The organism is Enterobacter sp. B79-1, assembly GCF_057444735.1.
Genome location: NZ_JBYAZJ010000003.1, coordinates 236,257 through 252,779, shown reverse-complemented (window position 1 = coordinate 252,779; position 16,523 = coordinate 236,257). Strand labels below are relative to the sequence as shown.

The 16,523-nt window shown below is 54.0% G+C and carries 18 protein-coding genes and 3 tRNA genes; 12 read left to right on the top strand and 9 right to left on the bottom strand.

Annotated features, from left to right (window positions below; all coding sequences use genetic code 11):
* Together AC2T6E_RS11570 and bglJ are read left to right on the top strand one after the other, a co-directional pair.
* Entirely contained in the window at positions 1 to 735 is a 735-nt protein-coding gene (locus AC2T6E_RS11570; RefSeq protein WP_486691823.1) for a helix-turn-helix transcriptional regulator, read from the top strand.
* The gene (bglJ, locus tag AC2T6E_RS11565; RefSeq protein WP_126816050.1) at positions 735 to 1,370 is read left to right on the top strand and encodes a DNA-binding transcriptional activator BglJ; all 636 of its coding nucleotides are present in this window, start codon (positions 735 to 737) and stop codon (positions 1,368 to 1,370) included. The genes AC2T6E_RS11570 and bglJ overlap by 1 nt, the downstream gene beginning before the upstream one ends.
* 37 nt (positions 1,371 to 1,407) lie before the next feature.
* Here the strand turns inward: bglJ and AC2T6E_RS11560 are convergent, their stop codons facing one another.
* The gene (locus AC2T6E_RS11560; RefSeq protein ID WP_042714997.1) at positions 1,408 to 1,866 is read right to left on the bottom strand and encodes a YbaK/EbsC family protein; all 459 of its coding nucleotides are present in this window, start codon (positions 1,864 to 1,866) and stop codon (positions 1,408 to 1,410) included.
* 327 nt (positions 1,867 to 2,193) lie between these two features.
* Between AC2T6E_RS11560 and AC2T6E_RS11555 the strand changes: the two genes are divergently transcribed.
* Positions 2,194 to 3,540, top strand: coding sequence for a PTS sugar transporter subunit IIC (locus AC2T6E_RS11555; protein WP_108417151.1), 1,347 nt, complete (start codon positions 2,194 to 2,196; stop codon positions 3,538 to 3,540).
* 95 nt (positions 3,541 to 3,635) lie between these two features.
* Here the strand turns inward: AC2T6E_RS11555 and fhuF are convergent, their stop codons facing one another.
* Complete coding sequence (gene fhuF, locus AC2T6E_RS11550; RefSeq protein WP_108417150.1) at positions 3,636 to 4,424, bottom strand: siderophore-iron reductase FhuF; 789 nt, start codon at positions 4,422 to 4,424, stop codon at positions 3,636 to 3,638.
* A 91-nt stretch (positions 4,425 to 4,515) separates the two neighbouring features.
* Entirely contained in the window at positions 4,516 to 5,580 is a 1,065-nt protein-coding gene (locus tag AC2T6E_RS11545) for a GGDEF domain-containing protein (RefSeq protein WP_174341090.1), read from the bottom strand.
* Between the two features lie 215 nt (positions 5,581 to 5,795).
* Here AC2T6E_RS11545 and AC2T6E_RS11540 point away from each other — a divergent pair, with 215 nt between their 5' ends.
* On the top strand, positions 5,796 to 6,065 hold the full coding sequence (locus AC2T6E_RS11540; protein ID WP_200832797.1) for a DUF1435 domain-containing protein: 270 nt from the start codon (positions 5,796 to 5,798) through the stop codon (positions 6,063 to 6,065).
* Between the two features lie 40 nt (positions 6,066 to 6,105).
* On the opposite strand, the gene AC2T6E_RS11535 is transcribed toward AC2T6E_RS11540, so the two are convergent.
* The 4 genes from AC2T6E_RS11535 to rsmC form a co-directional block, all read right to left on the bottom strand.
* Positions 6,106 to 6,192, bottom strand: a tRNA-Leu gene (locus AC2T6E_RS11535).
* Between the two features lie 33 nt (positions 6,193 to 6,225).
* Positions 6,226 to 6,312: transfer RNA gene (locus AC2T6E_RS11530), tRNA-Leu, on the bottom strand.
* Between the two features lie 28 nt (positions 6,313 to 6,340).
* Positions 6,341 to 6,427, bottom strand: a tRNA-Leu gene (locus AC2T6E_RS11525).
* A gap of 174 nt (positions 6,428 to 6,601) precedes the next feature.
* Positions 6,602 to 7,630, bottom strand: a complete 1,029-nt coding sequence (gene rsmC / locus AC2T6E_RS11520) for a 16S rRNA (guanine(1207)-N(2))-methyltransferase RsmC (protein WP_126816020.1) — start codon at positions 7,628 to 7,630, stop codon at positions 6,602 to 6,604.
* 102 nt (positions 7,631 to 7,732) lie between these two features.
* On the opposite strand from rsmC, the gene AC2T6E_RS11515 reads away from it, so the two are divergent.
* The 8 genes from AC2T6E_RS11515 (at position 7,733) to AC2T6E_RS11480 (ending at position 14,102) form a co-directional block, all read left to right on the top strand.
* The gene (locus tag AC2T6E_RS11515) at positions 7,733 to 8,146 is read left to right on the top strand and encodes a DNA polymerase III subunit psi (protein WP_182402957.1); all 414 of its coding nucleotides are present in this window, start codon (positions 7,733 to 7,735) and stop codon (positions 8,144 to 8,146) included.
* The gene (rimI, locus tag AC2T6E_RS11510; protein WP_148400833.1) at positions 8,115 to 8,558 is read left to right on the top strand and encodes a ribosomal protein S18-alanine N-acetyltransferase; all 444 of its coding nucleotides are present in this window, start codon (positions 8,115 to 8,117) and stop codon (positions 8,556 to 8,558) included. The genes AC2T6E_RS11515 and rimI overlap by 32 nt, the downstream gene beginning before the upstream one ends.
* A 20-nt stretch (positions 8,559 to 8,578) precedes the next feature.
* A complete protein-coding gene (gene yjjG / locus AC2T6E_RS11505; protein WP_010427143.1) occupies positions 8,579 to 9,256 on the top strand; it encodes a pyrimidine 5'-nucleotidase in 678 nt (225 codons plus the stop codon).
* A 91-nt stretch (positions 9,257 to 9,347) separates the two neighbouring features.
* Positions 9,348 to 10,937 carry a peptide chain release factor 3 gene (prfC, locus tag AC2T6E_RS11500; RefSeq protein WP_010427141.1) on the top strand — a complete coding sequence of 530 codons (1,590 nt, stop codon included), beginning with the start codon at positions 9,348 to 9,350 and terminating at the stop codon, positions 10,935 to 10,937.
* Between the two features lie 304 nt (positions 10,938 to 11,241).
* Complete coding sequence (osmY, locus tag AC2T6E_RS11495) at positions 11,242 to 11,859, top strand: molecular chaperone OsmY (protein ID WP_042716492.1); 618 nt, start codon at positions 11,242 to 11,244, stop codon at positions 11,857 to 11,859.
* Positions 11,860 to 11,986: 127 nt separating this feature from the next.
* Positions 11,987 to 12,148, top strand: coding sequence for a DUF1328 domain-containing protein (locus AC2T6E_RS11490; RefSeq protein ID WP_003856556.1), 162 nt, complete (start codon positions 11,987 to 11,989; stop codon positions 12,146 to 12,148).
* 122 nt (positions 12,149 to 12,270) lie between these two features.
* Positions 12,271 to 13,323: a patatin-like phospholipase family protein gene (locus tag AC2T6E_RS11485; RefSeq protein WP_108417145.1), complete on the top strand. Its 1,053-nt coding sequence runs from the start codon at positions 12,271 to 12,273 to the stop codon at positions 13,321 to 13,323.
* Positions 13,320 to 14,102, top strand: coding sequence for a TatD family hydrolase (locus AC2T6E_RS11480; protein ID WP_120159175.1), 783 nt, complete (start codon positions 13,320 to 13,322; stop codon positions 14,100 to 14,102). Before AC2T6E_RS11485 ends, AC2T6E_RS11480 begins: the two co-directional genes overlap by 4 nt.
* Here the strand turns inward: AC2T6E_RS11480 and AC2T6E_RS11475 are convergent.
* Together AC2T6E_RS11475 and AC2T6E_RS11470 are read right to left on the bottom strand one after the other, a co-directional pair.
* Positions 14,097 to 14,957, bottom strand: coding sequence for a YjjW family glycine radical enzyme activase (locus AC2T6E_RS11475; protein ID WP_120159176.1), 861 nt, complete (start codon positions 14,955 to 14,957; stop codon positions 14,097 to 14,099). The two genes, AC2T6E_RS11480 and AC2T6E_RS11475, sit on opposite strands and share 6 nt — an antisense overlap.
* Entirely contained in the window at positions 14,932 to 16,479 is a 1,548-nt protein-coding gene (locus AC2T6E_RS11470) for a YjjI family glycine radical enzyme (protein WP_148400830.1), read from the bottom strand. The genes AC2T6E_RS11475 and AC2T6E_RS11470 overlap by 26 nt, the downstream gene beginning before the upstream one ends.
* Positions 16,480 to 16,523: the final 44 nt, after the last annotated feature.

Below are 16,523 nucleotides of genomic sequence, written 5' to 3'. Positions count from 1 at the left end.
ATGTTGCCATTGAAAGGTAAACACGGAGTTGTCATTAGTAAGATACCGGTTATGCAATCCGGGCTTGGTGGGGTGATGGCACGCCATTTCCCCGAGTATGAACTGACCTTTTGCCGCTCGATTCAGGAGCTAACACTGCTGCAGCTCCGCCGCGCCAGTGTGGTTGTTGCGGATATTTCTGGTGATTATCGAAATCCTCGCGGTACGCTCGAGCAATATTACGGGCTGCTGAATCAGTATCGGGATATCCATTGGATCTTTTTAGTTTCCCGGCCCCTTTACCCTCTGGCAGTAGAATTACTCATGCGTCCTGAAAGCACCTTGCTGTCAGATATGGAACCGATCGACGGGGTCATTAATGCTATTCGTGCCGGAAGTGAACGCGCAGAACGCATTAGCCAGACGTTGTTAATGCCAGACACGCCAGAGCCTGAAGACGAGTCCGAGAGCTTTATCGCACTAACTCACTCTGAGCGCAAAGTATTGCGACTGCTGGGGAAAGGCTGGTGTATTAATCAAATCGCGACGTTATTGAAGAAGAGTAACAAAACGATCAGTGCACAGAAGAACAGTGCGATGCGCAGGTTGTCCCTGCGAAGCAATGCCGATATGTATGCCTGGATCAGCAGTACACAGGGGATGCGGGAACTGAGTTTAATATCGGCCTATGGAGAGTTTGAGGAATGGAAGAGACCGCAGCAACAAGACATATCGCCGTCATCGAAAATTGCGTAATGAGTGCTGTTGGGCTGCAGCATATTTTTGCTTTGCCGACATTCAACAGCTATCAGGTCCATCTTTTTAGTCGATTCGACAGTTTTAAAGAGGCACTTTCCCAGACCGCGTTTTATTCGGTTATTTACTCATTATCCGATGCGCGTGAGGAGCGTCGTAACTGTCTTGCGAGTCTGCGTGATCTGATGTTCTCACACGGCAATATCCAGCGTATTGTCCTGGCGTCCGATGATGTAGAAGCGAGGCTGATTTGCCATCTTTCTCCGGCACGCCTGCACGGGATAATCAGTAAATCGGTGTCGCTTGAGCAGTTGATCGAAGGCATGGTGACCTTTCTTAACGAAACGCATCGTGTAAACGACAACATGTACAATCACTGGTATGTGAATCAGAACCGCATGTTGAGCCCCACCGAACGGGCAATTTTGCGTTATATGTCGTCGGGCTATTCCATCCCTGAAATCGCGACACAGCTTGAGCGCAATATTAAGACTATCAGGGCGCACAAGTTCAATGCGATGGTAAAGCTCGGGGTCAATTCTGATGTGGGATTACTGGATGCAGCAGATATCCTCGCTCATCTTCCCGCCCGGGAGCCGCGTCGCTCGGCGTTGAGTGTTCCTTCTTTCTCTTAGCCGTTTGTAATGCGCCAGAACGCTTCTGGCGCAACAATCAAATGCAGACATCCACCCATTTTGCTGCAGTCAGTTCTGCCATTCTGTCGGGAGAAATACGTACGGCGCTGTGAATTGCACCGGCAGCAGGCAGCACTTCAGCGTACTGTTTCAGTGAAACGTCGCAGAAAACCGAAAGGGGATTCTCCAGTCCGAACGGGCAGACCCCACCCACGGGATGACCCGTAACGGTGACCACTTCGTCACTGCTCAGCATGCGCGCTTTTGCGCCGAATGCGTCTTTCAGTTTTTTGTTATCCAGCCGCGCGTCACCTTTAGCCACCACGAGAATAACTTCGTTTTTAACCTTTAACGATAGCGTCTTGGCGATTTGACCCGGTTCAACGTTATGCGCTGCAGCAGCCAGGGCCACGGTCGCGGTGCTTTGGCTAAGCTCGATGATTTCGACATCGGGTGCGTTGTCGGCAAAAAACTGCTGTACAGACTGCAAACTCATTGTTTCCTCCTGACAAATATCCTGCGTAATCTGTCATAAGCCTTTAGGTTCTGTAAATATCTCTTCGGTAACAAATATTCTGTCGGGCCGATTTATGGATCGCCTTCACATTCACGGAAACCGGTTACAGTAACCGGTTGCAGAGCGTGAATCAGAGATTAATACTGAGAATGTAACGTCCCTGTATCCAATAATAAGAGCTAATTATGAAACCATTTCTTCTGAGCAGTACCGCTGGTACGCAAACCGGCAAGGTTGTGAAGCTGATTTATGGAACAACGTGTGGCGCGAATTCGCCCGTAACGAACGTCTGACAGGAGAGCTGCTATGTCTGCCAACCATGCTGCGTTTAATCTGATATTCCGTTTCGTTGAAAATTACGTCAGCCCGATTGCCGGGCGAATCTCTTCCCAGCGTCATGTTATGGCCATTCGTGATGGATTTATCTCAGCGATGCCTTTCATGATTGTGGGTTCATTTCTGCTGGTGTTTGCTTACCCACCGTTCTCACCTGATACGACCTGGGGTTTTGCTCGCGCCTGGCTGGATATGGCGAAGCAATTTGAAGGGCAAATTCTCACCCCGTTTGATATGACGATGGGCATTATGTCCATTTATATCTGTGCGGCCATCGCCTACAACCTGGGCAAACATTATGTGAAATCTCATCAGCTTGACCCGTTCATGTGCGCCATGCTGTCGCTGATGGCGTTTCTGCTGGTTGCTGCGCCGAAAACCAAAGGCACTCTGCCTGTCGACAGCCTCGGCGGAACGGGGATCTTTACCGCCATTCTGGTGGCGGTTTACTGCGTCGAAATGATGCGTTTCCTGAAAGCGCACAACATCGGCATTCGCCTGCCAGACCAGGTGCCGCCGATGATCAAAAACTCCTTTGATCTGCTGATCCCGGTGCTGGTGGTTGTGCTGACGCTGTACCCGCTGAGTCTGCTGATTCAGTCTCAGTTTGGTATGCTGATCCCACAGGCTATTATGTCGATCTTCAAACCGCTGGTGTCCGCTGCTGACTCGCTGCCTGCTATCCTGCTGGCGGTATTGATCGGTCACTTGCTGTGGTTTGCCGGTATCCACGGGGCTGCCATTGTCTCCGGGATGCTGCAGATGTTCTGGCTGACCAACCTGGGCGCTAACCAGACCGCGCTGGCGGCCAGCCAACCTCTGCCTCACATTTTTATGGAAGCATTCTGGACGTTCTTTATCGTGATTGGTGGCTCTGGCGCAACGATGGGGCTGGTGATCTGCTATCTGCGTAGCCGCTCTGCACACCTGCGTTCAATTGGACGTTTGAGCGTGGTGCCCAGCTTCTTTAACATCAACGAACCCGTCATCTTTGGTACGCCGATTGTCATGAACCCGGTGTTCTTTATTCCGTTCCTGCTGGCACCGATGGTAAACGCCGTGCTGGCCTGGGCGGCGATGACGTTTGATCTGATTGGTCGCGTTATCTCAGTGGTTCCCTGGACAGCCCCTGCTCCGATAGGCGCGGCATGGGCGCTGGGCTGGGACTTCCGCGCAGCTATTCTCGTCGTTGTGCTGGCCTGCGTATCGGCCATTATCTACTACCCGTTCTTTAAAGTGTACGAGAAGCAGTTGCTGGAGCAGGAAGCGGAAGAAGCGCAGCGTAACGCGGAAGAGGAAAATCAGCAGGTAGCCTGAGTCGTTTGTGCCGGGTGGCGGCTGCGCCTTACCCGGCCTACGTTTTGAGGATCTGTAGGCCCGGTAAGCGAAGCGCCGCCGGGCAATAAACGGCACTACTTCAGCGTGCAATCCCCGCACTGCTGAACGTCAGGCAGGCGATTGCGCTGACAGCAGGTCCGACGCACCAGAAGGCCGTCACGCGGGACGACGGTACGGAATAAAGGGTTATCCCGCCCATCAGAAAGCTGTTTTGCAAAGAAACAGGACTGGCGCAGGGCATCCACTTTCTCATCGCCCAGCAGCGGTTTCATCTCTGTCAAATACCAGTGGATCAGATAACCAGTATTACTCCAGATAAGCTTTCCATTAATTTCTCCCGTCTGCTCAAGCACGTCAATTACCGGCATCAATGCCTGAGTGATGAGCTGTTCCATGCGCTCCTGAGCTGAGCGTTGCCCGGCACGCATATCTTCATGAACGTCAATCCAAAAGCAGGCCGCACGCCCGGTTTCGTGGAACTCAACGTGGAAATGTTCCGGGGAGAGATCCAGCATCGTGTCCTGTGTTAACAAGGCCACCATGATCGGCGGGACCATCAACCCGATGTACCATTGCGCCCAAAGAGAGAGCAGGGGTTTATTTTCCCGCGCAAGGGTCGGTTGATTGCGATAGATATGGTCGGAATACGCCGCCAGCAGTGACTGGCGTTCTGCCGGACGCTGCCATTCGGCAAGCGTCATGGTGTTATGCGGGTGAGGCTCATCCAGCTTGATAAAATCCAGCAGATGGGCGCGGGTATCGGCAATCCTGTCCCGAATAGCATCCGCAAGCGTAGCGCTCCCTGTGGAGAGAGGGGCTCGCCAGAGAAGTGAGTCAACGGCTTGTGCGGTACGTGTTGCCATAAGGATAGGAATCTAAATGATAATGATTGCCAATCCTAACTATAGATAAAAACGATCGCAAGCCTTTTGTCCTGAATGTGGGATGTCGGGCTTAAGCTGTCTGCAACTCGTCGCTGAGCAGGATGTTATTTCGCCCCATGTGCTTCGCTTCGTAGAGGGCTTTATCCGCTTTCTCCAGCGCGCCTTCCGGGTCATCGTCATCGTAGATGGCAATACCGATACTGATGGTGACGTTTGTTGCCACGCTTTCGTTGAACATATGCGGGATTTTTAAATCGTAGACCTTCTGGCGGATGCGCTCAGCCGTCTGGCGGGCATGATCGAGCGAGATGCTCGTCAGCAATACCATAAACTCCTCACCGCCAAAGCGCGCGACGATATCACGCGAGCGTACGGCATCACGGATCGCCGCTGAGACGCGGATCAGCGCCTGGTCGCCCATCATGTGGCCGTAATGGTCGTTGTATGCTTTAAAATGGTCGATATCCAGCAGCAGAACGAAGTGTTCACCGTTATCGACTCTCGGCAGGTTTTCCAGTCGGCTTTGCAGGCCGCGACGGTTATACAGGCCGGTGAGCGGGTCCATCATGCTGAGATCGGAAAGCGTCTCGCGTTCTTCCAGGAGTTGGGAAAGAAGCGTCTGAGCAAAGCGATCGTTACGTTTTTGCAGGATGTTATGTATGCCAATCGCCGCCACCGGGAGGGCAAAGGAGTAGATCATTCTCAGCCAGCTTTCATGACTGCCTAACCACAGGCAGGCAATAAAGGCGGGTAATGAATGAAGGGTAAATGCCTTGATGTTACTGGCAAATGCCAGGGAGCCAATAAAAAGCACCGTTAAGAGTGCCATGACTAAATAGGTCGCCCGATCGTGCGTAATTAACGAAAATTTCGAGACAATTTGCCAGGCCCACAAAATACCGAAGATCGCGGAAACGACGGGAATATTGATTTTCCGGGTTTTCTGTTTCCAGTGCCAGGCGAACAATCCCGTGCTGAGAATAAAAATAGCCACCAGGGGGAACGAGAACAGGCGTACAGAATAGAGCGGGTTTGTTACCGAGAACACCGCTGAGGCTGCATTCAGAAAGAGAAATAAACGTAAAGATAATTGATATTTGCTGTTGACCAAAGACCGCCAGGATTGTGATGTCATAGTAATGCTTTTTTATTAATATTTAATTAAAACAAATGAATAGGTGTTGTTAGAAAATAGTAAAAGCAAAAAAGATGAATAGTAATTATCAGAAAATCTTTATAGGGAGTTAACAGATGAGCAATTTATCACCTTAGACATTTCCTGTCATTATGGGAAAGGTAAAGGTCGATGGATTTTGATGATGAATGCTGACAAATGATAATTGTTATCATATGATATTGGTTATCATTATTGATGCGAAAGGGCAAACCATGTTGAGCAAAGCGCTGGGAAGTGGTTGGGGAGTGTTGCTGCCTGGGGCAATTATTGGCGGTCTGTTGTTTGCCGATCTCTCCATCGATATCTGGAAAGCCATAATTGTTTCAGGGCTGTTAGTCACGTCAGGGATGATCTGGCATAAGCAATTACGGCACTTTGTGCTGCTGCCTTCATGCGTTGCGCTGGTCAGTGGAATACTGGTAATTCTGATGAGTTTGAAATAACAGGAAAAACAAGAGGTACTTCAGAGGAACGTAAGATAATTGGTGCGAGGGGGGGGACTCGAACCCCCACATCCGTAAGGACACTAACACCTGAAGCTAGCGCGTCTACCAATTCCGCCACCTTCGCACAGTCATCTTACTCTTTTTGATATCGCCTCGTTGGTGCGAGGGGGGGGACTCGAACCCCCACATCCGTAAGGACACTAACACCTGAAGCTAGCGCGTCTACCAATTCCGCCACCTTCGCCCAGTGCGAGCAATATCAACGTGATTTATGGTGCGAGGGGGGGGACTCGAACCCCCACATCCGTAAGGACACTAACACCTGAAGCTAGCGCGTCTACCAATTCCGCCACCTTCGCATACCATCGATACTGTAAAAGTATCGTAACCACGGAGGCGCATTCTAGATGTTTTCAGCTTTACGTCAACTGAAAAGTGCGCACCTTTTATTGATTGCTGCAAAAATGGCCGGAACTGAGACGCCTGCTCGCCGGATGGCGCTTGCGCTCATCCGGCCTGCATTGCATGGCGAATTATTTCTTCGCCTGACGCGTCATGACGGTGCGGTAGACTTTGAAGCGACCGGTCTGGGCGATCACTTCATGGAAGCCAAAGGTTTCGTCCAGCACTTTCGGGTACGCCAGGAAGGCGTTCGCCACGATACGCAGCTCGCCGCCGCTGTTAAGGTGACGAGTTGCACCACGGATCAGCGTTTGTGCCGCTTCAAGGCTGGTTTCCATACCGTCGTGGAACGGCGGGTTGGAGATAATCATGTCGAAACGACCGGTAATGTCAGAGAAGACGTTGCTGGCAACCACTTCCCCTTCAATGCCGTTTGCGGCAAGCGTTGCGCGGCTGGCTTCTACCGCCGGGGCGCTGACATCACACAGGGTTAAACGCACTTTTGGCGAATGGCTGGCAAGCACTGTTGACAGTACGCCCGCGCCGCAGCCCACGTCCAGCACTTTGCCTTTGGTGTGCGGCGTCAGGGTAGAGAGCAGCAGTTTGCTACCCGTATCCAGCGCGTCACGGCTGAACACGCCCGGCAGGGTTTTGATGGTCAGGCCGTCAAGCTGGTACTCGTCCCAGTAAGCCTGTGGATCAAACGTTGTCTGTTTTTCCAGACGGCCATGGTACAGACCACAGCGGCGGGCGCTGTCGACTTTATTCAGCGGCGCGTAGCCTTCCAGCATCTGTTCAGCGCTGCGCACGCCGCTGCGGTTCTCACCCACCACGAAAATATCGCAGCCGACCGGCAGCAGGGAGAGCAGGTTCATCAGCTGGAACTGGGCTTCCGGTTTGTTCTTCGGCCAGTAGTAGATCAGCGTGTCGCAGTCGGCAACGTCGCTCTGTTCTGCCACCAGGCTAAAGCGCGCACGCTCGCCCATCTGGCGGCTCAGCACCTGCCAGTGGTGGTAGTATTGCGTATGGGCACGGCTTTCAGCACAGTCGAAACGCGCAGGCAGGTCATCCTGCATATCTCCGGCAAACAGAATACGGCTTTGTTCGAAATCATCACTGTGGCGCAGCAAGACTTCACTTGCCGGGGTAAATGCAGACATGAATTGTTCCTCAATAAACTCAGGCGGGGATTATAGTAGGTAGATGGCGCACTTTCGACACATTTGCTATATTTGCGCGCCTGAGAGACAGGAGTTTTCCCTATGACATCCCGACGAGACTGGCAGTTGCAGCAGCTGGGCATCACCCAGTGGGCCTTGCGTCGCCCGACGGCGTTGCAGGGCGAAATCGCCATTTCCATCCCTGCGCACGTTCGGCTGGTGATGGTGGCGGAAGAACTGCCTGCCCTGAATGAACCCCTTATCGGTGATGTCCTTCGCAGCCTGAAGCTGACGGCCGACGAGGTTTTACAGCTGACGCCAGAGCGTGTCACGATGCTTCCTCCCGAAAGCCGCTGTAACAGCTGGCGCATCGGGGAGATAAGCGACATGCCTCTCCAGGGGAGCCAGATCTGCTCGCCAGCGCTGGACGAACTGAAAGCCAACCCAAAAGCGCGAAGCGCGCTATGGCAACAAATCTGCGAATATGAACACGATTTCTTCCCTCACGACGTCTGACCTGACCGCCGCGTTTGCGATTGAAACACGCGCCCACGCCTTTCCGTGGAGCGAAAAAACCTTCGCCAGCAACCAGGGCGAACGGTACCTGAACTACCGCCTGGACGTTGACGGCACCTTGGCCGCCTTCGCGATTACGCAGGTTGTTCTTGATGAAGCGACGCTGTTTAACATCGCCGTTGATCCCGCGTTTCAGCGCCGTGGGCTGGGAAGAGAACTGCTCGAGCACCTCATCCGTGAGCTCGAAACCCGTGACGTTTTCACCCTGTGGCTGGAGGTGCGTGCGTCGAATGTCGCCGCCATCGCGCTCTATGAAAGCTTAGGCTTTAACGAGGCGACAATCCGCCGTAACTACTACCCCACCACAGAGGGACGTGAAGACGCCATCATAATGGCCCTGCCGATTGGATAACGAAAAATAAGGTTGTAACGATGAAATGGGACTGGATTTTCTTTGATGCCGACGAAACGCTGTTTACGTTCGATTCGTTCGGTGGCCTACAGCGGATGTTTCTCGACTATAGCGTGACCTTCACCGCTGAAGATTTTCAGGACTATCAGGCGGTGAACAAGCCGCTGTGGGTGGATTACCAGAACGGTGCCATCACTGCGTTACAACTTCAGCACCAGCGCTTTGACGTCTGGGCGGAACGTTTAAAGGTCAGTCCGGGGACGCTGAACGAGGCGTTTCTGAACGCGATGGCGGATATCTGTGCGCCACTGCCGGGCGCGGTTTCTCTGCTAAATGCGTTAAAAGGCAAGGTAAAACTGGGGATCATCACCAACGGTTTTACCGCCCTGCAGCAGATCCGCCTCGAGCGCACCGGCCTGCGCGATTATTTCGACGCGCTGGTGATCTCCGAAGAGGTGGGCGTACCGAAGCCGGACCCGCGTATTTTTGACTACGCGCTGACGCAGGCCGGCAATCCTGACCGCGATCGCGTCCTGATGGTGGGGGATACCGCAGAGTCTGATATTCTTGGCGGCATCAACTCCGGCCTGTCGACGGTCTGGTTGAATGCGCATGGTCGTGTGCAGCCGGAAGGCATTGAGCCGACCTGGACCGTCACGTCATTGAACGAACTGGAGCAGCTCCTGTGTAAACAATGATTGCCTGCCCCCTGTTGATGGGTAAAATAGCCGCAATTTTGTATTCCATGATGCGTGGCGTGCTGCCGCGCTTATAAAAGAAGATTTAATTATGACGTTGTCTCCTTATCTGCAAGAGGTGGCCAAGCGCCGCACTTTTGCCATTATCTCGCACCCGGATGCCGGTAAAACGACCATCACCGAGAAGGTGTTGCTGTTCGGACAGGCGATCCAGACTGCGGGTACCGTTAAAGGCCGTGGCTCCAGCCAGCACGCAAAATCTGACTGGATGGAGATGGAAAAGCAGCGTGGTATTTCGATTACCACCTCCGTGATGCAGTTCCCGTATCACGATTGCCTGGTGAACCTGCTGGACACCCCGGGCCACGAAGACTTCTCTGAAGATACCTACCGTACCCTGACGGCGGTTGACTGCTGTTTGATGGTGATCGACGCCGCGAAAGGGGTAGAAGACAGGACCCGTAAGCTGATGGAAGTCACCCGTCTGCGCGATACGCCGATCCTCACCTTCATGAACAAACTCGACCGTGACATCCGTGACCCGATGGAAGTGATGGACGAAGTCGAAAGCGAACTGAAGATCGCCTGTGCGCCAATCACCTGGCCCATCGGCTGCGGTAAGCTGTTTAAAGGGGTTTACCACCTCTATAAAGACGAAACCTACCTGTATCAGACCGGTAAAGGTCACACCATTCAGGACGTCCGCGTCGTCAAAGGCCTGGATAACCCAGAACTGGATACTGCCGTCGGTGAAGAGCTGGCCGCGCAGCTGCGCGACGAGCTGGAGCTGGTGAAAGGCGCCTCCCACGAGTTCGATAAAGAGCTGTTCCTGGCGGGTGAAATCACCCCGGTCTTCTTCGGTACCGCGCTGGGTAACTTCGGCGTTGACCATATGCTCGACGGTCTGGTGGAGTGGGCTCCACGCCCGATGCCGCGTAAAACCGACACCCGTGAAGTGGAAGCGCAGGAAGAGAAGTTCACCGGCTTCGTCTTTAAAATTCAGGCCAACATGGATCCGAAACACCGCGACCGCGTGGCCTTTATGCGCGTGGTGTCCGGCAAGTATGAGAAGGGCATGAAGCTGCGCCAGGTGCGTACCGGGAAAGATGTGGTGATCTCCGACGCGCTGACCTTCATGGCGGGCGACCGTTCGCACGTTGAAGAAGCCTATCCGGGCGATATCATTGGTCTGCATAACCATGGCACCATCCAGATCGGTGATACCTTCACCCAGGGCGAAATGATGAAGTTCACCGGTATTCCGAACTTCGCACCGGAACTGTTCCGTCGTATTCGCCTGCGCGACCCGCTAAAGCAAAAACAGCTGCTGAAAGGCCTGGTTCAGCTCTCCGAAGAGGGCGCCGTGCAGGTGTTCCGCCCAATTTCGAACAACGACCTGATCGTTGGCGCGGTCGGTGTGCTGCAGTTCGACGTGGTAGTTGCGCGTCTGAAGAGCGAGTACAACGTGGAAGCGATCTACGAATCCGTAAACGTGGCGACGGCGCGCTGGGTTGAGTGTTCTGACGTGAAGAAATTCGAAGAATTTAAGCGTAAGAATGAGATCCAGCTGGCGCTGGATGGCGGCGATAACCTGACCTATATCGCCCCAACCATGGTAAACCTGAACCTGACGCAGGAACGTTATCCTGACGTTCAGTTCCGCAAAACCCGCGAGCACTAATTCCCTCTCAGAGCACGGCTACCGCCGTGCTCTTCTTTAATTCCTGTCTTATTAATCCCTTGCGGAATGTTCTTAATTCACGGCAATTTCACGCCTTTTGCTCATTTTCTATCCGATTCTGAAAGCGACACTGTGAGAGTGATCTATATTTAACTCAGTGTTTAGCACCGGGCGTGGATGAATAAACTGTTCAATGCATGACTTTAGGTTCTCCATTTCACCCGTGTGCTTATTCGCGAAATATAAAACTAGTAATAAAGGACGTTTGTCGCTCGAATGACGAGCAAAACACAGGAATACATCGATGAATATGACAAGACTTAAGATTTCTAAAACTCTGCTGGCGGTGACTCTGGGTAGCGTTCTGGTTAGCGGTTCTGCCCTGGCGGAAAGCAGCACCATGGATAAAGCACAGTCCACTGCCAACACCGCAGGGGAAAAAATCGATAGCTCTATGAATAAAGTCGGTAATTTCATGGATGACAGCTCCATCACAGCAAAAGTGAAAGCCGCACTGGTGGATGATGAAGCCATCAAGAGCACCGATATTTCCGTTAAGACCGACAAGAAAGTCGTCACCCTGAGCGGCTTCGTGGAAAGCCAGGCCCAGGCCGAAAAGGCTGTTAACGTGGCCAAGGGTGTCGAAGGTGTCGCATCGGTTAGCGATAAGCTGCACGTTCGCGACGCTAAAGACACCTCCGTGAAGGGTTATGCCGGGGATGCGGCAACCACCAGCGAAATCAAAGCTAAACTGTTAGCAGATGACATCGTGCCTTCCCGCAAGGTGAAAGTAGAAACCACAGATGGTGTGGTGCAGCTTTCCGGCACGGTTGATTCCCAGGCACAAATTGAACGTGCCGAGTCTATTGCGAAAGCGATTGATGGTGTGAAAAGCGTTAAAAACGATCTGAAAACGAAGTAAATCTTCACCATTCGCCCGTCTGGCTGAGGCCTGCGGGCGAAATAAGAACGACTCTGGAAAAACGCCGGTGAGTGACCTGAGCGCTCACGTTTAGCGGCCGACATTAACTATGGTAAAGGAGAGGCTTATGTTTCGTTGGGGCATTATATTTCTGGTTATCGCGTTAATTGCCGCCGCTTTGGGCTTTGGTGGATTGGCGGGTACAGCGGCATGGGCAGCAAAAATTGTCTTCGTCGTTGGTATTATTCTGTTCCTGGTCAGCCTGTTTACAGGTCGACGCCGTCCTTAGCAAAACGCAATATTTCATAAACAAAGTAAAGCCAGTCTTCGTGACTGGCTTTTTCTCGTTTGAGAACCTGATGGGATGGCGTTACTGTGTCTGAACACAATAATGAAAACAGGAAGGCAGAGGTGGGGCAGCGAATTCCCGTTACGCTCGGCAATATTGCGCCGCTGACGTTAAAACCGTTCCGCACGGGTCAACTTGCACTGGTATGTGAAGGTGGCGGCCAGCGCGGCATTTTCACCGCGGGCGTGCTGGATGAATTTATGCGCGCGCAGTTCAACCCGTTTGACCTCTACTTCGGTACCTCTGCCGGGGCACAGAACCTCTCCGCTTATGTCTGCAACCAGCCCGGTTACGCGCGCAAAGTGATTATGCGCTACACCACGGCAAAAGAATTTTTTAACCCGGTGCGCTTCGTACGCGGCGGGAACCTGATCGATCTCGACTGGCTACTGGATTCCACGTCCAGTCAGATGCCGCTGGCGATGGACACCGCCGCCCGTCTGTTTGATGCCGGAAAAGAGTTCTGGATGTGCGCCAGCCGGGGTGATGATTATTCGCCGGGTTACTTTTCGCCGCAGAAAGAGAACTGGCTGGATATTATCCGCGCCTCCAGCGCGATTCCCGGTTTTTATCGAACCGGCGCGCTGCTGGATGGCATCAGCTATCTGGACGGTGGGATCAGTGACGCGGTGCCGGTACAGGAGGCCGCCCGACGCGGGGCGAAAACCATCGTGGTGATTCGAACCGTACCGTCGCAAATGTATTACACGCCGCAGTGGTTCAAACGCATGGAGCGCTGGCTGGGCGACAGCAGCCTGCAGCCGCTGGTGAACATCGCGAAGCAGCATGAAACCACCTACGGCGCGATGCAGCGCTTCATTGAAAAACCGCCGGGTAAGCTGCGTATTTTTGAAATCTATCCGCCTAAGCCGCTGCTGAGCATGGCGCTCGGCAGCCGTATTCCTGCGCTGCGAATGGATTACAAGACGGGACGACTGTGCGGACGTTACTTCCTGGCGACGGTGGGGAAAATGCTGGCTGAACAGCCGCCTCTGCATCGGCATAAACGCATTATCACTCCGCCAGCGATTGTCGCCAACGACCCGCTGACCATGCCGCTGGTGGATATTCCCCAGGCGAACGATGTTCCACTGGATAACGAGGATCTGGCGTGACGCACCGCTTTGTCGATACCCATTGTCACTTTGATTTTCCCCCCTTCACCGGCGACGAGGTGCCGAGCATCGATCGCGCCGCACGGGCGGGCGTCGACGCGATTATTGTGCCCGCGATTGAAGCGGCGTATTTCGAACGCGTGCTCGATCTCGCCCGCCGTCACGACGCGTTGTATGCCGCACTGGGTTTGCATCCTATCGTCATCGAACATCATCTGGACGAACATCTCGACAGGCTGGACGCTGTTTTGCAGACGGCGGAGAAGAAACTGGTTGCCATCGGTGAGATCGGCCTCGATCTTTATCGCGAGAACCCGCAGTTCGCGCGCCAGCAGACGATCCTCGACGCGCAGCTCAGGCTGGCGAAGCGTCACGATCTGCCGGTGATCCTCCATTCGAGACGCACGCACGATAAGCTGGCGATGCACCTGAAACGCATCGATCTGCCGCGCAGGGGCGTCGTACACGGTTTCTCCGGCAGCCTGCAGCAGGCGCAGCGTTTTATCGAGCTGGGCTATCACATTGGCGTCGGTGGCACCATTACCTATCCGCGCGCCAGTAAAACCCGTGACGTGATGGCACGGCTGCCGCTGTCGGCGCTGCTGCTGGAAACGGATGCGCCCGATATGCCGCTGAATGGTTTTCAGGGGCAGCCGAATCGCCCGGAACAGGCGGCGCTCGTGTTTACCACCTTGTGTGAACTGCGACAGGAGCCTGAAGAGGTGATTGCCGATGCGCTGCTTGAAAACACCCGTTCGGTATTTGGCATCACGCTATAGATAAAGCGCCGGACGGATCACCGTTATCTTCTGCTTTTCCAGCGCCCGCGCCAGCGGCTCAACGTCCTCGGGCGTGGCGCTGCGCCATGATGCCGCCTCACCGTAAACGCCATGTGCATGAAACGCGTTGATGCGCACCGGCACATTTCCAAGCCCGTGAATAAATGTCGTCAGCGGTTTGATATGTTCCAGATAATCACATTGCTCTGGGATGACCAACAAGCGGAGTTCCGTCAAACGGTGGCGATCTGCCAGCCAGCGGATGCTCTGCTTAATCTGCGGGTTTTCGCGCCCGGTCAGGAAGCGGTGATGCTCGTTCCCCCACGCCTTGAGATCCAGCATCGCGCCATCCAGTACCGGCAGCAGCTTTTGCCAGCCGGTTTCGCTTAACAGACCGTTGCTGTCGACCAGACAGGTTAGGTGACGCAAGGCGGGATCGGCTTTGATCGCGGTGAAAAGGGCAATCAAAAACGGCAGTTGCGTTGTGGCTTCACCGCCGCTCACGGTGATCCCTTCGATAAAGGGGGCGGATTTGCGGACCCGGGTGAGGATCTCTTCTACGCTGAAGCGGTGCGCCATAGGCGTTGCCTGCTGCTGGCACAGGTGCAGGCAGGTGTCGCACTGGTGGCAGTCACTCTCCTGCCACCAGACGCGCCCGGCCTGAATGGTCAGCGCATCGTGCGGGCAGTGGGGCACGCAGTCGCCGCAGTCGTTGCAGCGACCGATCGTCCACGGGTTATGGCAGGTTTTGCAGCGCAGGTTACAGCCCTGCAGGAACAGCGCCAGGCGGCTGCCCGGCCCGTCCACGCAGGAAAAAGGAATGACCTGACTAACTAAAGCGCATCTGCTGTTCATGGCTTATCACGCGCGGCTGACGTTCCAGAATGCGGGTATTGCGTGCGGCTTCTTCCCCCAGCCACGTAGTGTTGGTTCTCGAACCCGCTTCCCGATATTTCTCCAGATCCGATAATCGCACCATATAGCCAGTGACGCGCACCAGATCGTTACCCGCCACGTTAGCGGTGAATTCACGCATACCGGCCCTGAACGCGCCCAAACAAAGCTGAACCACCGCCTGAGGATTGCGTTTGACCGTCTCCTCCAGAGTGAGAATATCGCTGATCCCGGCGTGATAGTGCTTGTGATGCGGCGCAACGGCCAGCAGATGGCTGATAGGATCCGGCTCGTCGCCGTAAGGCAGACGCGCGCCCGGCGTGGTACCCGAGTCCGAACTGATCCCCGACTGCGCATGCAGCATCGCGCGATGCTTCCAGCCGTGCTTCACCGGTGTGTTTTCAACGAATGCCGCGAGCTGCTCGCTGATGCGATACCCCAGCGCGTTAGCCTGTTCGTCTTTACCGTAACGCCCCTCGATGCCTTCCTTCTCGCAGAGCACGTTCACCGCTTCCGCCAGACCGTACATGCCAAACATCGGCACAAACCGATCGGCGTCAATCAGCCCCTCTTTCACCAGGAAGCTATTCTCAAAGAAGCCAGATTGCGCATACAGGAAATCGCAGCGCGCATCGATGATGGCGATTTGCTGCTGGCAGTAGTGCGGGAGCGTGCGGGTAAAGAAGTCTTCGGCAGAAGCGCTGTATTCGGCAATGGCCTTAAGGTTAAGGCGTACAAGGGTGCTGCCACCGCCTGCAAGCGGCAGAGAGTTGTAACAACTCACCACGCCATAGCGACCTTTTGTGAAAATTTTATCATTCACCGGACCATTGGAAACATGCGGTTTACTGCATTCACATATGTTTTTCGCCACCTCAAGCAGCAAATCGTCCGGGGTGATATCGGGATCGTAGATAAAGGTCAGATTCGGCGAAACCTGCTTCAGCTCTGCATCAGCGCGCAGAATGGCGCGTGTGACGGGGGTATCTGCCGGGCCGATATTGGCGTGCATAAAGGCATCTGGCAGGGTTCTGTCGAGATAGCGCCAGAAACGTTTTATTCGGCTATCGATCTCTTCTTGTGTTAGAATTCTAACATATGGGTTCAGAATGGCATCCAGCTGGCCCAGATAGACGGGCATCGATGTGACGGACGGAACATGGTGATAAAGGATGGTTAACAGCGAGAGGGCGTCATCAAAGTCTTTCGCCCCTTCCAGCTCCAGCCATTCTGAACCGTTAGCCAGGAATTTTTCATAATCCGGCAGAACGTAGCGCGGTTTGTAAGGCGCATGGCCTTCGAACATGTCGCAGATAAAACCCTCGTCCAGCGCGGCGCGTGCTGCCTGCGGCAGGGCGGGATAGGGAAGATCGTTTTCCGCTTCCAGCGCCAGAAAATGACGTTTTTGCTCAGGCGTTAACACCGGGCTTGTCACAATGTGCTGGCAACGTTGTTGCAGGGCGTCGAGGCTGGAGTGGGGCATGTGCGCTTCCTTTAATATTCTGCGGATGATGAACAGATTGTAGA

Coding starts and splice junctions, on each gene's coding strand:
- AC2T6E_RS11570 (WP_486691823.1), top strand. CDS start 1: ATGTTGCCATTGAAAGGTAAACACGGAGTTGTCATTAGTAAGATACCG.
- bglJ (WP_126816050.1), top strand. CDS start 735: ATGAGTGCTGTTGGGCTGCAGCATATTTTTGCTTTGCCGACATTCAAC.
- AC2T6E_RS11560 (WP_042714997.1), bottom strand. CDS start 1,866: ATGAGTTTGCAGTCTGTACAGCAGTTTTTTGCCGACAACGCACCCGAT.
- AC2T6E_RS11555 (WP_108417151.1), top strand. CDS start 2,194: ATGTCTGCCAACCATGCTGCGTTTAATCTGATATTCCGTTTCGTTGAA.
- fhuF (WP_108417150.1), bottom strand. CDS start 4,424: ATGGCAACACGTACCGCACAAGCCGTTGACTCACTTCTCTGGCGAGCC.
- AC2T6E_RS11545 (WP_174341090.1), bottom strand. CDS start 5,580: ATGACATCACAATCCTGGCGGTCTTTGGTCAACAGCAAATATCAATTA.
- AC2T6E_RS11540 (WP_200832797.1), top strand. CDS start 5,796: ATGATATTGGTTATCATTATTGATGCGAAAGGGCAAACCATGTTGAGC.
- rsmC (WP_126816020.1), bottom strand. CDS start 7,630: ATGTCTGCATTTACCCCGGCAAGTGAAGTCTTGCTGCGCCACAGTGAT.
- AC2T6E_RS11515 (WP_182402957.1), top strand. CDS start 7,733: ATGACATCCCGACGAGACTGGCAGTTGCAGCAGCTGGGCATCACCCAG.
- rimI (WP_148400833.1), top strand. CDS start 8,115: ATGAACACGATTTCTTCCCTCACGACGTCTGACCTGACCGCCGCGTTT.
- yjjG (WP_010427143.1), top strand. CDS start 8,579: ATGAAATGGGACTGGATTTTCTTTGATGCCGACGAAACGCTGTTTACG.
- prfC (WP_010427141.1), top strand. CDS start 9,348: ATGACGTTGTCTCCTTATCTGCAAGAGGTGGCCAAGCGCCGCACTTTT.
- osmY (WP_042716492.1), top strand. CDS start 11,242: ATGAATATGACAAGACTTAAGATTTCTAAAACTCTGCTGGCGGTGACT.
- AC2T6E_RS11490 (WP_003856556.1), top strand. CDS start 11,987: ATGTTTCGTTGGGGCATTATATTTCTGGTTATCGCGTTAATTGCCGCC.
- AC2T6E_RS11475 (WP_120159176.1), bottom strand. CDS start 14,957: ATGAACAGCAGATGCGCTTTAGTTAGTCAGGTCATTCCTTTTTCCTGC.
- AC2T6E_RS11470 (WP_148400830.1), bottom strand. CDS start 16,479: ATGCCCCACTCCAGCCTCGACGCCCTGCAACAACGTTGCCAGCACATT.